Source organism: Mycobacterium sp. 23 (genome assembly GCF_048287075.1).
GTDB lineage: Bacteria > Actinomycetota > Actinomycetes > Mycobacteriales > Mycobacteriaceae > Mycobacterium > Mycobacterium gordonae_B.
In genome coordinates, this window is record NZ_JBLVUX010000005.1 from 5,218,652 (window position 1) to 5,231,463 (window position 12,812).

Below are 12,812 nucleotides of genomic sequence, written 5' to 3' on the forward strand. Positions count from 1 at the left end.
ACTAGACTTTCGACATCACCTTGTCGGCGTACTTCTCCAGGTGCCGGATCTTGACGTCCAGCGGCTCGAGGTCCGGTCCCTTGATGTAGGGCCAGCGGAAGCCGACGATGACATCGGTGACGCCCTTGTCCTCGAGGCGCCTGATCCCGTCGACGGTGTAGGCGTCAGCGGAGATGACGTGGATCTCGAACGGACCGGTCTTGCCCTCCTCCTCGCGAAATTGCCTGACCCGAGCGATAAGTCGGTCGAGCTCGGCCGGGTCGCTGCCACCGCCGTGCATCCAGCCGTCCAGTCGCGCCGCCCGTCGCAGCGCGGCGTCGGCGTGACCACCCACCAGGATCGGGATCGGCTGCGACGGAGCCGGACTCATCTTCGTCTTGGGAATGTCGTAAAACTCGCCGTGGAACTCGAAGTAATTACCCGTCGTGAGGCCCCGGACAATCTCGATACACTCATCAATTCGTCTGCCCCGCTTGGCAAACGGTAGACCCATGAGTTCGTAGTCTTCTGGCCACGGACTGGTTCCCACACCCAGGCCCACCCGGTTGCCGATCAACGCGGCCAGTGATCCGGCCTGCTTGGCCGTCAGCGCCGGGTGTCGCACCGGCAGCTTGAGGACGAAGAAATTGAACCGCAGCGTTGTGGTCACCGCCCCCAAAGCCGCTGTCAGGACGAACGTTTCGATCATGTCCTTGCCGTCGAGGAACTCGCGGTTACCGTCGGGCGTGTACGGGTACTTCGACTCGGATTCGTAGGGATAGGCAAGGCTGTCGGCGATGGTCATGCTGTGGTACCCGGCCGTCTCGGCGGCTTTGGCCAGCGGGATGTAGAAAGCGGGGTCGGTCATCGACTCGGCGTAGCTGAACCGCACGTCACGTCTGCTTTCGTCGAAGGGTTGCGTCCCTCGACATTAGAACCTGGGTCGTTACAGCTGGTTCTCCGGTCCGATGACCGCCCACACCGTCTTGCCCGACGAGGTCGGGGTGCTGCCCCAGGCCCGCGACAACGCCTCGACGATGGCCAGCCCTGAGACGTCGATGCCCTTGGAGGGCGACGTCAATCGCAGTGCCGGTGCGCCGCTGGTGTCCGACACGGCGATGGTCGCCGTCTGCCCCTCGCACTCGATGCGCATCACCGGGTCGCTGCCGGTGTGCTCCAGAACGTTCTCGATGAAGACGTTGACCACCACGAGGGCGACCGGGATCAGCCCGGGCTTGGACCAGGTGGTCAGCCACTCCCGGACCAGCTGGCGGGACTCACGCAGACTGGTCAGGTTGGCGGGCAGTTTGGCCTGCGCGTGCTGCAGCTTGCGGCGGCCGAGCTTGGCGACGCCCTTCATCGCCCCTTTCTCGGTCGGGTAGACGGGCATGAAGCGGGCCACGCCGCTGCGGGTGATCGCGTCACGGGCCGCGCGGTTGGAAGAAACCAGGAGGATCGGCACGTCCGGCCGGGTGTCCAGCTGCCACCTGGCGCTCACGAACGCCGACCACGCGGCTTCGTCGGGCACCTGAAGTGCGCTGACATCGACGATGACGGCGGCAGGCACGTCGATCGTGGCTTTGGTGATGCAGTCGCGCAGCTCCGTGGAGTTCTTGGCGTCCAGCACGCCTTCAGCCGTCAGCACAACCACCGAATCCTCGGTCCGCGATGCCATAGCCAGCGAGCTGGAGGACTTGGCGACCGCGCTCATCGGGATGCCAGTCCGATCGTGTCGTCCGGTTCCATGTCCCGCTCCTCGAACTTCTGCCCCGTCGTCAAACGCCGCCAAGAGAACCTATCTTCGGGCAAGCGCACCGTTTTGCGAAAGTGCGGCGCCGCCGGCGAAGCCCGGGAGGGGACCGGGCGGCCGCGATGCGCCGGCCATCACAACGCCGCACATGCCGTTTTTCGCCGTTTGGTCACCTGCCGCGGCATGCACCACGAGGGGGGATTACCCACTCAGTGCGCGCGGTCAACCTGCAATCGGCGAGATTCCCAGCCTAAGGGCAGTACGAGTGGTGCAGACGCAGGAATTTCGGTGGTCAGCCGTTGCGGGCGTAGGGAGGTGCTCCGACACCGGACACCGAATGGGTCCCCCAGGGCGTCTGCTCGACGATGCGGGCGGGCGCGCTGTGCCCGCCCACCGACAACGTTCCGACCCGCTCTCGGGAGAGTTCCGCCGCGTCGAAGACAGTCCCTTGCCAGTGATAGTTACCGTCGAGCGGGTCCAGGTGCCCGACCAGTCGCACGCGCACCGGATGACGGGTCCCGCCTATCTCCAGCGTCGCTTCGCCGTCGTAGGTGTCTTCGTAATCCGGCGCGTGGGATGACAGGTCGAATGCCGACTCCGCCGGGGGCGGCGAAACCGGAGCGAGTTGGGCGCGTTCGTTGTACACCTGCTGGCTGCTGTGGCGCACCTCGATGCGGCGGCTGCCGCTGCGGCGCATCATTGCCACGCATGCCGCTATGTACCGGGCCTGGGCAACGATATCCGGGCCCGCGAGGAAGAAATAGTTGGGGAAACCGCGGACCGCGACCCCGAAAAACGGCTCCATGCCGTCGGTCCAGGCCTGGCGCAGAGTCAGGCCACCGGTGCCGGTGAGCGGCGGGTCGTTCTCAATCGTCAAGCCGGTGCCGTAGATGATGGCGTCGACGGGGTGCTCCGTGCCGTCGACGGTGCGGATGCCGGTGGCCGTGATGGCCTCGATCGTGGGCGCGACCTGCGGTCCGCTGGGTGTTCGGTGCAGTATGCGGCGCCTGGTGCGGGTCGGCCAGCGCTGGATCTCGATGGTCACGCGCCGCGGTGCGAGCGGGAAAACGGTCAGCGTTCTTGCTGATTGACGAACCCGGCTCAGGCGGTGGCCGGCGAAAGAGTCGGTCCCTACCACGGCGATTCGTTTGCCGGCAGGATGAAAGTTCTCGTCCCACTGGCCCGCGTGAAATGACTCACCGCGAAAAGCCGAGATTCCCTTCAGTTCTGGCGTCCAGGCGACGACGGGCGCCGACGCCGCGGCCACCACCACCCGGGCCCGGACGACGTCGTTGTCGGTGTGTAACACCCAGCTGTCGGTGTCATCGTCAAACGCCGCACGATGTACGTCGTCGCACACCTTGATGCCCTGAACACCGGACGCCTGCAGGGTGTCCTGCACGCAGCGGCGGTAGGTTCCCGCGCCAACGATCACCACCGCATGCGGCGTGCTCACAGAAACCTGCTGCGCTTCCAGCCCCGGCGGGCAATCCGCCCCATCAGCCCCACCTCCGTCAAAAACGCTGCCAGGGGCGCGAATCCGGCGACCTGGATCTCGCGGCGGTGCTCGCTGGTGCGAGCGGCGCGCCGGGCCCGGATCGGGTCCAGTCCGGTGCGCGCATAAGGCACCGGGTTGCTGAACAGATAGTTGAAGAAGTACCCGCCGAGGCCGTTGATATTGGCCATGAACCAGCGGTTGACGCGCGGCATTTCGGCCACCCGCTTACGGGCGCCGTCCCGGGCGAACTGGATGTGGCGGGCTTCTTCGGTGACGTGAATTCGCATGAGCCGCTGGATGATCGGCTGAAGCTCCGGGTCATCCATCATCTGTCGTTGCAGCGAGTCGAAGATCTCCTCACCGATCAGCGCGGCCACCCACAGCATCGAACCGCGCTGGAACGCCAGCGGCAACGCGTTGATGACGTAGCGGTGAAAACGCTTCGGCTGCACAGGTTTCGCGCCGATCCGCTCGATCGCTTTGCCGAACATGACCATGTGCCGGGTTTCGTCGCCCAGTTCGGTCAGCTTGTAGTGCGTCGACCGGCTGGTGGGATCCTCGTGCAGGATGGTCCGCAACAGCGACTGATTGAGCATGTTCTCGAACCAGATTCCCGCCGAGAGCGTGTTGACCAGCTCCTGGCGGGACAGCTCGATCTGCTGCTCGCGGGTCATTTCGTCCCACATCGGAGTGCCGTACAGGGACACCAGCCGCGGCGGCAGGAAGAACTTGTCCGGGTCCAGCGGGGCGTCCCAGTCGATGTCCACGACAGGTTCATAGGACTTCTTGACCGAGCCCTTGAGTAGACGCTCGGAGAATTCTTCACGACTGGGCCCGCCGGGGCGCACCGCAGTGGTCATCGTTGACCGTCCCTTCGATTGCGTAGGTCCAACGTTAGGCAGATCACACCGGCTAGTCAATACCCTTGGTACCGGGTACCGGCGGTCCCGGGTAGAAACGTCACTCTCTCAATTAGCTTGAGCGACATGACCCGTCACATCCACGTCATCGGCGTCGGCGCCGGCGACCCCGACTATGTGACCGTCCAGGCGATCGACGCGCTGAACGACACGCAGGTGTTCTTCGCGATGGACAAGGGGGAGGCGAAGAGCGATCTGGTGGCGTTGCGCCGCCAGATCTGCGCGCGGTTCATCCGCGAGCCGGGTTACCGGTTCGTCGAACTGGAGGACCCGCAGCGCGCCGGCGGCGGTGACTACCGGCAAGCGGTGTCCGACTGGCACGCCGCGCGGGCGCGGGTCTGGGCGGACGCGATCACCGCGGAACTGCCGCCCGACGGCGTGGGCGCGTTTCTGGCCTGGGGTGATCCGTCGCTGTACGACAGCACGCTGCGCATCCTGGCGGCGGTGGCCGCCGACGTGGATTTCTCCTTCGACGTGATCCCGGGCATCACCGCGATACAGGCATTGACCGCCAGGCACCGCATTCCTCTCAACGACATAGGTGCGCCGGTCCTGATCACCACCGGCCGTCAACTGCGCGCCGCCGGACTGTCCGGCGCGGCCGTGGTGATGCTCGACGCGGACTGTTCGTTCCAGAGGTGTCCGCCCGGCACCCGGATCTGGTGGGGCGCCTACCTCGGCACTGCCGACGAGCTGCTGATCTCCGGGACCGTCGGGGCGGTGGGCGCCGAGATCGTGGCACTGCGCGCGCAGGCCCGCGGACGGCACGGCTGGATCATGGACACCTACCTGCTGTGGCCGGCGGACTGATCAAAAACCCACTTCTATCAGGGGTTTTGGCGTTCTAGCACCTTATTGCACATACATCCAACAGTCTGCGAACATGTGCTCCGTGACGATGTCGTGGGTCTTCGCAACTCCCGAATACGTGCTGGCCGCGGCTGACGATCTGTCGGGCATCGGGTCGGCAATCGGCTCGGCGAACGCGGCGGCGGCGTTGCCCACTTCTGCGATCCTGGCCGCCGGCGCCGACGAGATCTCGGCGGCGATAGCCACGCTGTTCGGTTCGCACGCCCAGGCCTATCAACTCGTCAGCGCCCAGGCAGCCGCGTTTCACCAGCAGTTCGTCGCGCTGATGAGTGCGGGCGCAAGCCAATACGGCGCTGCCGAGGCTCTCAACACGTCGCCGTTGCAGGCACTTGCTGCTGCGACGACCGATCCGTTCGTTGCGCTCACCGGACGCCCGCTGATCGGCAACGGCGCCGACGCCACCACGCCCGGCGGTAACGGAGGCGACGGAGGCTGGCTGTTCGGCAACGGCGGCAACGGAGCACCCGGCGCGGCGGGCCAGAACGGTGGCAACGGCGGATCTGCGGCTTTCTTCGGCAACGGGGGCAACGGCGGCGCCGGCGGGGCGGGCATCACCCCAGCGGGTTCCGGCCTGGCCGGTGGCAATGCCGGTAACGGCGGTAACGGCGGCGCCGGCGGCTGGATCTGGGGCACCGGCGGAAACGGCGCGGCGGGCGGCCTGGGTGGCAGCGCGACGATCCCGTTCGGCGCCCAGGCCGTGGGTCAGAACGGCGGCGCCGGCGGCAATGGGGGCTTCGGCGGCCGCGGCGGGTTGCTGTTCGGCGACGGTGGGATCGGCGGGACCGGCGGTGGCGGGGGACTGGGCACCAGCAGCATCGGCGTCAATCCGGGATTCCAGACTCAAGGTGCCGGTGGGTTCGGCGGTAACGGCGGCGACGGCGGCCAGGGCGGGTGGCTGTACGGCAACGGCGGTGCCGGCGGCAACAGCGGCGACGGTGGCGGTTACATCAACCAGCCCGCATACGGTGGCGCCGACGGCGGGTCGTCCGGCACCGGCGGGACGGGCGGCAATGCCGGGTTCTTCGGCCACGGCGGGGCGGGTGGTCACGGCGGCACGGGCGCCAACGGCTTGTCCGGTTCCAACAGCGGCGGTGACGGGGGCGGCGGTGGCTGGGGCGGCCAAGGTGGGACCGGCGGCCTGATCTGGGGCGATGGTGGGGCCGGGGGCAACGCGGGCAACGGCGGAACCGGCGGCAACATGGGCGACGCGTTCATCCTGAACACTTCCGGCAACGGCGGAGCGGGCGGCTGGGGCGGCGCCGGAGGCGAGTCGGGGATCTTCGGTAACGGCGGCGGGGGCGGCAACGGCGGTAATGGCGGAGTCGCAGGCCACGGGAACATTGCCCAACCCAGTCCGCACGTTGGCTACGGCTACGCAGGTCAGGGCGGCAATGCGGGTCAAGGGGCTGACGCCAAACTGATCGGCAATGGCGGCAACGGCGGCCAGGCGGGAAACGTCGCCGTCAGCCCGGACCCGGACAAAGGACAGGCGGGCGGCATGGGTGGTTTCGGCGGCAACGGCGGTTTGCTATTCGGCAACGGCGGAAATGGCGGTGACGGGGGTCTGAACGGCGCCTTCGGTGGTGACGGCGGCGGAGGCGGCAGTGCCACCTTCATCGGAAACGGGGGCAATGGCGGTGACACCCACGGTCCGGGCGACCCCGGGCCGGGCGGCGACGGCGGGCTTCTGGGTCAGCCCGGCGTCCCCGGCGTGACCCTCTGAGGGCGGCTGAAGGGGGCCGTCGGCAAAAGAGGTGCGCTTGGGGCACCTATTCTCGCGCTACGATTCCATCTCACGTGCTAAACACGTGTTAGTAATCACAGCACCGGTCGGGAAAGGTTGCCGAATGTCGTATGTGTTCGCCAGTCCAGAGTGGGTTGCCGCAGCGGCCTCGGATTTGGCGAGCATCGGTTCCACGATCAACGCGGCCAGCGCGGCGGCAGCAGCACCCACATCTTCAGTGATGGCAGCCGGAGCTGACGACGTCTCGGCCGTGATCGCGGCACTGTTCGGCGCGCACGCCCAGGCCTACCAGCAGCTCAGCGCGCAGGCGGCTCTGTTCCACGACCAGTTCGTGCAACTGATGAGCGCGGGCGCCAATCTGTATGCAGGTGCCGAAGCGGCCAACGCGACGCCGATGCAGCAGGGCGCGGCCCCCTCGACCGAAGCGGCCATGGCCACGGCCGCTGCCGCGCAGTCGATGAACGTCGGCCGAGTCGGTGCCGCTGTGGGCGCCGCCCGCAGCGGTGCTTCGCTGTTCGGCACGCGCGCGGCTACCGCTCTGGCACCGGCCGGCGGTACGGCAGGACTATTCGGCAGTGGCGGTGCTGGCAGTGTGGGCGCGTTGTGCGCCGGTGCGCCCGCTGTCGACGCGTCGGCCGCCGAGGCGGGCGCGGCGCAGGCATTCGCCCCGGGCTTCTTCGGCGGCGCCCCGCTGGCCGCCGCCGCGAATGGATCGTCCGCCGCCCAGCCTGCCAAGGGCGCTAACGAAGCGCACCCGGCCAGCACTGCCCACCCGGCGCACGCAGAACCCAGTGGCGTGGCGGGCGAGGGCGACCGCGGTGGCTGGCTCCATGGCGAAGGCGCTGCCCTCGCGGGTCACACCCTGCGCGGCGGAGACAGCTTGTTCGCTCCCGAGGGACGCGGTGCCGGATTGTTCGGACACAGCGCAGCCGGTGGTTCCGGCGTCCTCGGCGAGCCGGGTGTCGCCGCACAGGCCTGATCCCTGGTTTAGCTGAACCCCATTTCACGGCGCGGCCTCCGTAGCCTTCGTTGGATTTGATTCGCTCCCAGGTGGAGTCGGCTCCAAAACAGCAAAATGTGATCTTGATCGCAGTAGCATGGCCGTACCGCCCTGGGGAGGTGCGGCCAGCCTAGGGGGGTCGGGCAGTGTCTTTTGTGATCGCATCGCCGGAGTTTGTGACTGCCGCCGCGTCGGATCTGGCCAGTCTCGGGTCCACGATCAGCCAAGCCAATATCGCGGCCGCGTTGCCGACGTCGGCAGTGGTCGCGGCAGGTGGCGACGAGGTGTCGGCAGTGATCGCCGCCCTGTTCGCCGGTCACGCGCAGGCGTATCAGGCGCTGAGTGCCCAAGCCGCGCAGTTCCATGAGCAGTTCGTCGCGCTGATGAGCGGAGGCGCCGCGCAGTACGCGAGCGCCGAGGCGTCCAACGCGCTGCAAACCGTCGCCCAGCAGGCGCTTGGCGTGATCAACGCGCCCACTCAGGCCGTGCTGAACCGTCCGCTGATCGGTGACGGCGCCAACGGTGCGACCGCGGGTGCCAGCGGCCAGGACGGCGGCCTGCTGTGGGGCAACGGAGGCAGTGGAGCCGTTGGTGCCGCCGGACAGAACGGCGGTAACGGTGGGTCGGCCGGGTTGTTCGGCAACGGCGGGGCCGGTGGGGCAGGAGGAGCGGGTGCGAACGGGGCCGCGGGTGCGGCGGGTCTGGCCGGCGGCAGTGGCGGCGCTGGTGGCGCCGGCGGCTGGATCTGGGGCAACGGCGGGGCGGGTGGTATCGGCGGCGTCGGCGGAAATGCGGGTGCACTTGCCGGTGGTCCCGGCGGACCGGGCGCCAATGGCGGTGCGGGCGGCAATGGCGGGGTCGGCGGCCGAGGCGGCCTGCTGTTAGGCGATGGCGGCAACGGCGCGGCGGGCGGTGGCGGGGGACAGGCGACCGGCACCACGACCGCCGCACCGGATGCCGCTGTCGGCATCAGTGGCCGCGGCGGTCTGGGTGGTAACGGCGGCCACGCCGGTTGGCTGTCCGGCAACGGGGGCAACGGCGGCGACAGTGGGGACGGGGGCGGAATGGTCGGCGGCGGGCCGCAGGTCTTCAAAGGTGCCAACGGCGGCTCGGCCGGTCTGACCGCCGGCGCCGGCGGTGACGCCGGGCTGTTCGGCAGGGGTGGCGCAGGCGGTGACGGCGGTCTTGGTGGTTTCGGTGGGAGCGCCCGTTACTACGACGGCGGCGACGGAGGAGCGGGCGGCTTCGGTGGTGTGGGCGGGCGCGGTGGGTTCCTCCTCGGCGACGGCGGTGCCGGCGGGCTCGGCGGCGACGGCGGACGTGGGGGGACCATGGGCGTTGCCGCGCTGTCCAATGTCGCGGGCGATGGCGGTGCGGGCGGCTCCGGTGGCTCCGGCGGTGCCGCTGGGCTGACCGGTAATGGCGGCGCAGGCGGCAACGGCGGCTACGGCGGCCCGCCTGGCCTGGGGACCGGCCTCCCGAATCCCGTGTCAGGTACCAACGGCAACGGCGGCGCGGGCGGCAACGCCACCCTCTACGGCAACGGCGGGGACGGCGGCGACGGCTTAACCCCCGGCTCCGGGGGCACCAAGGGCCAGATCTCGGGCACGCCCGGCACGCCGGGCGCCGCGCTATAACGCCACGTCCGGCACACTGAACACGTGCCCGAACTCCCCGAGATCGAAGCGCTGGCCGACCACCTGCGCCGGCACGCCGTGGGCCTGACGGTCGGCCGCGTCGACGTCGCCGCGCTGTCGGTGCTCAAGACCTTCGCTCCGCCGATCAACGCCCTGCACGGCCAGACCGTCGTCGGCGCCGTCCGGTGGGGCAAATATCTGGGCTTGCAGGCCGGCGATCTGTGGCTGATCACCCATCTGTCCCGCGCGGGCTGGTTGCGCTGGTCGGACAAGCTGGCCGCGGCGCCGCTGCGGCCCGGCAAGGGACCAATCGCCCTGCGCGTGCACCTGGGCACACCCGGCGAGGCGCCGGGCTTCGACCTCACCGAGGCCGGCACCCAGAAGCGGCTGGCGGTGTGGCTGGTGAACGACCCACAGCAGGTTCCGCAGATCGCCGCCCTGGGCCCGGACGCGCTGGAACTCGGCCCCGACGATCTCGCCCGCGTTCTGGCCGGCAACACCGGCCGCATCAAGACCGTCATCACCGACCAGAAGGTGATCGCGGGCATCGGCAACGCCTACAGCGACGAGATCCTGCACGTCGCGCGTCTCTCGCCGTTCGCCACCGCCGCGAAACTGTCCGCCGAACAGCTCACCACCCTGCACGACGCGATGATCTCCGTGCTGACCGACGCGGTGAGTCGATCCGTCGGTCAGGGCGCGGCCACACTCAAAGGCGAAAAGCGCTCCGGGCTGCGGGTGCACGCCCGCACCGGGTTGCCGTGCCCGGTGTGCGGGGACACCGTGCGGGAAGTGTCGTTCGCGGACAAGTCTTTTCAGTACTGCCCGACGTGTCAGACCGGCGGCAAGGTGCTGGCCGACCGGCGCATGTCGCGGCTGCTCAAGTGATAGCTATGCTGCCTGGGTGACCCGCCAGAAAATCCTCATCACCGGAGCAAGTTCCGGCCTGGGCGCCGGTATGGCCCGCGCCTTCGCCGCTCAGGGCCGTGACCTGGCGCTCTGCGCCCGCCGCACCGACCGGTTGGAAGAGCTGAAAGCAGAACTCTCGCAACAGTATCCGTCCGTCAAGATCGCTGTGGCTCAGCTCGACGTCAACGACCATGACCAGGTGCCGAAAGTGTTCGGGGAGTTGAGCGACGAATTGGGCGGAATCGACCGCATCATCGTCAACGCCGGCATCGGCAAGGGGGCGCGGCTCGGCTCCGGCAAGTTATGGGCGAATAAGGCGACCCTGAAAACCAATCTCATCGCGGCGCTGGTGCAGATCGAAGCTGCGCTGGAAATGTTCAACCAGCGCGGATCCGGTCATCTGGTGCTTATCTCCTCGGTGCTGGGCAACAAGGGCGTGCCCGGTGTCAAGGCCGCCTACGCCGCAAGCAAAGCCGGACTCAGCTCGCTGGGTGAATCGCTGCGCGCCGAATACGCCAAAGGCCCCATCAAGGTGTCGGTGATGGAGCCGGGTTACATCGAGTCGGAGATGACCGCCAAGTCGGGCACCACAATGTTGATGGTGGACAACGAAACTGGTGTCAGGAAGCTCGTCGCCGCCATCGAGCGCGAACCCGGCCGCGCGGCTGTGCCGTGGTGGCCGTGGGCGCCGCTGGTTCAGCTGATGCGGGTGCTGCCACCGCCGCTGACCAAGCGCTTCGCCTGAACCCGCCGAGCAGACGCAAAATCCCCCGACACGCCGGTGAAACGCGGGACTTTGCGTCTGCTCGCCGTGAAAAGTTAGCCGGCGCGGCCCCGTTCGGCGCGGTAGTGGCGCACCAGCGCGTCGGTCGAGCTGTCCGATTGCTTCTCTGGCGAAGCGTCACTGGTGAGCACCGGCAGCAGCGCCTTGGCCTGCGTCTTGCCGAGTTCCACGCCCCACTGGTCGAACGAGTCGATGCCCCACACCACGCCCTCGGTGAACACCTGATGCTCGTAGAGCGCGATCAGTTGGCCCAGCGCCGACGGCGTGAGCCTCGTGGCCAAAATTGAAGTGGACGGCCGGTTTCCGGGCATCACCTTGTGCGGCACCACGTCGGCCGGGGTGCCTTCGTCGGCGATCTCCTCGGCGGTCTTGCCGAAGGCCAGCACCTGGGTCTGGGCGAAGAAGTTGCTCATCAACAAGTCGTGCATGCTGCCGGTGCCCTCGGCCGTCGGCAGGTCGTCGAGGGGCTGGCTGAAGCCGATGAAGTCCGCCGGTATCAGCCGCGTGCCTTGGTGCAGGAGTTGGTAGAACGCGTGCTGGCCGTTGGTTCCCGGCTCGCCCCAATAGATTTCACCGGTATCGGTGGTGACCGGCGTGCCGTCGGCCCTGGTCGACTTGCCGTTGGATTCCATGGTCAGCTGTTGCAGATATGCGGCGAAGCGGGCCAGGTCATTGGAGTACGGCAACACCGCGCGCGATTGAGCGTCGAAGAAGTTGTTGTACCACAGGCCGATAAGACCAAGCAGCGCAGGCGCATTCGACTCGAGCGGGGCAGTGCGGAAATGCTCGTCGACGATGTGGAAGCCGGAAAGGAAGTCGGCGAACGCCTCCCGGCCGATCACGGCCATCACCGAGAGCCCGATCGCCGAGTCCACCGAGTAGCGCCCGCCGACCCAGTCCCAGAACCCGAACATGTTGTTGGTGTTGATTCCGAATTCGTCGACCAGTCGCTTATTGGTGGAGACGGCGACGAAGTGCTTGGCCACCGCGGAGTCGCCGAGTGCGTCGGTCAGCCAGCGACGTGCGGCGGTCGCGTTGGTCAGCGTCTCCAGCGTGGAGAACGTCTTCGACGCGATGACGAAAAGTGTTGTCGCAGGCTCTAAATCGGCCAGTGTGGCGACCAGATCGGCCGGGTCCACGTTGGAGACGAAGCGTGCGGAGATGCCCGCGTCGGCGTAGTGGCGCAACGCCTGGTAGACCATCACCGGACCCAGGTCCGACCCGCCGATTCCGATGTTGACCACGGTCTTGATGCGCTCGCCGGTCGCGCCTTTCCACTCACCGCTGCGCAGCCGGTCGGTGAAGTCGCCCATCGCGTCGAGGACCTCGTGCACGTCTTTGACGACGTTCTGACCGTCGACCGTCAGCTCCGCGTTACGGGGCAGCCGCAGCGCGGTGTGCAGCACCGCGCGGTCCTCGGAGGTATTGATGTGCGACCCGGCGAACATGGCGTCACGGCGCTCTTCCAGCTTGGCCGCACGGGCCAGGTCGATCAGCAGCCGCACCGTCTCGCGGGTGACGCGATGTTTGCTGTAGTCGATATAGAGGTCACCGACGGTAAGGGTGAGGTCGCGGCCGCGGTTCGGGTCGTCGGCGAAGAGTTCGCGAAGGTGGGTCGCTCCGATCTGATCGTGATGCTTGCGCAGGGCGTCCCACGCCGAAGTGCCGGTGATGTCGGGAATGGATTCGGAGGTCATATTTCGACCCTAGTGCCGGGCGAC

General features: G+C 68.0%; 11 protein-coding genes and 1 pseudogene. 7 read left to right on the forward strand and 5 right to left on the reverse strand.

Annotated features, from left to right (window positions below):
- Window position 1: 1 nt before the first annotated feature.
- The 4 genes from ACNQS7_RS25370 to ACNQS7_RS25385 form a co-directional block, all read right to left on the reverse strand.
- On the reverse strand, window positions 2–871 hold the full coding sequence (locus tag ACNQS7_RS25370) for a TIGR03619 family F420-dependent LLM class oxidoreductase (RefSeq protein WP_418014705.1): 870 nt from the start codon (window positions 869–871) through the stop codon (window positions 2–4).
- 54 nt (window positions 872–925) lie between these two features.
- On the reverse strand, window positions 926–1,690 hold the full coding sequence (locus ACNQS7_RS25375) for an STAS domain-containing protein (RefSeq protein ID WP_055581149.1): 765 nt from the start codon (window positions 1,688–1,690) through the stop codon (window positions 926–928).
- Between the two features lie 331 nt (window positions 1,691–2,021).
- The gene (locus ACNQS7_RS25380) at window positions 2,022–2,954 is read right to left on the reverse strand and encodes a DUF4873 domain-containing protein (RefSeq protein ID WP_418016142.1); all 933 of its coding nucleotides are present in this window, start codon (window positions 2,952–2,954) and stop codon (window positions 2,022–2,024) included.
- 227 nt (window positions 2,955–3,181) lie between these two features.
- Window positions 3,182–4,087, reverse strand: coding sequence for an AurF N-oxygenase family protein (locus ACNQS7_RS25385; RefSeq protein ID WP_418014706.1), 906 nt, complete (start codon window positions 4,085–4,087; stop codon window positions 3,182–3,184).
- Window positions 4,088–4,213: 126 nt separating this feature from the next.
- Between ACNQS7_RS25385 and cobF the strand changes: the two genes are divergently transcribed.
- From cobF to ACNQS7_RS25420, 7 genes and pseudogenes are all read left to right on the forward strand, one after another.
- A complete protein-coding gene (cobF, locus tag ACNQS7_RS25390) occupies window positions 4,214–4,957 on the forward strand; it encodes a precorrin-6A synthase (deacetylating) (protein ID WP_418014707.1) in 744 nt (247 codons plus the stop codon).
- Window positions 4,958–5,045: 88 nt separating this feature from the next.
- Complete coding sequence (locus ACNQS7_RS25395) at window positions 5,046–6,740, forward strand: PE family protein (protein WP_418016143.1); 1,695 nt, start codon at window positions 5,046–5,048, stop codon at window positions 6,738–6,740.
- Between the two features lie 124 nt (window positions 6,741–6,864).
- Window positions 6,865–7,740, forward strand: coding sequence for a PE family protein (locus tag ACNQS7_RS25400; protein WP_418014708.1), 876 nt, complete (start codon window positions 6,865–6,867; stop codon window positions 7,738–7,740).
- A gap of 167 nt (window positions 7,741–7,907) precedes the next feature.
- Window positions 7,908–9,398 carry a PE family protein gene (locus ACNQS7_RS25405; protein WP_418014709.1) on the forward strand — a complete coding sequence of 497 codons (1,491 nt, stop codon included), beginning with the start codon at window positions 7,908–7,910 and terminating at the stop codon, window positions 9,396–9,398.
- 78 nt (window positions 9,399–9,476) lie between these two features.
- Window positions 9,477–9,617, forward strand: a pseudogene (locus ACNQS7_RS25410) (Fpg/Nei family DNA glycosylase); the annotation flags it as partial.
- 183 nt (window positions 9,618–9,800) lie between these two features.
- Window positions 9,801–10,286 (forward strand): zinc finger domain-containing protein, encoded by a 486-nt coding sequence (locus tag ACNQS7_RS25415; protein WP_418016145.1) that lies wholly within the window; start codon window positions 9,801–9,803, stop codon window positions 10,284–10,286.
- Window positions 10,287–10,302: 16 nt separating this feature from the next.
- Window positions 10,303–11,052, forward strand: a complete 750-nt coding sequence (locus ACNQS7_RS25420; protein WP_418014710.1) for an SDR family oxidoreductase — start codon at window positions 10,303–10,305, stop codon at window positions 11,050–11,052.
- Between the two features lie 74 nt (window positions 11,053–11,126).
- Here ACNQS7_RS25420 and pgi read toward each other — a convergent pair whose 3' ends face one another.
- Window positions 11,127–12,788: a glucose-6-phosphate isomerase gene (pgi, locus tag ACNQS7_RS25425; protein ID WP_418014711.1), complete on the reverse strand. Its 1,662-nt coding sequence runs from the start codon at window positions 12,786–12,788 to the stop codon at window positions 11,127–11,129.
- Window positions 12,789–12,812: the final 24 nt, after the last annotated feature.

Coding starts and splice junctions, on each gene's coding strand:
- ACNQS7_RS25375 (WP_055581149.1), bottom strand. CDS start 1,690: ATGAGCGCGGTCGCCAAGTCCTCCAGCTCGCTGGCTATGGCATCGCGG.
- ACNQS7_RS25385 (WP_418014706.1), bottom strand. CDS start 4,087: ATGACCACTGCGGTGCGCCCCGGCGGGCCCAGTCGTGAAGAATTCTCC.
- cobF (WP_418014707.1), top strand. CDS start 4,214: ATGACCCGTCACATCCACGTCATCGGCGTCGGCGCCGGCGACCCCGAC.
- ACNQS7_RS25395 (WP_418016143.1), top strand. CDS start 5,046: ATGTCGTGGGTCTTCGCAACTCCCGAATACGTGCTGGCCGCGGCTGAC.
- ACNQS7_RS25400 (WP_418014708.1), top strand. CDS start 6,865: ATGTCGTATGTGTTCGCCAGTCCAGAGTGGGTTGCCGCAGCGGCCTCG.
- pgi (WP_418014711.1), bottom strand. CDS start 12,788: ATGACCTCCGAATCCATTCCCGACATCACCGGCACTTCGGCGTGGGAC.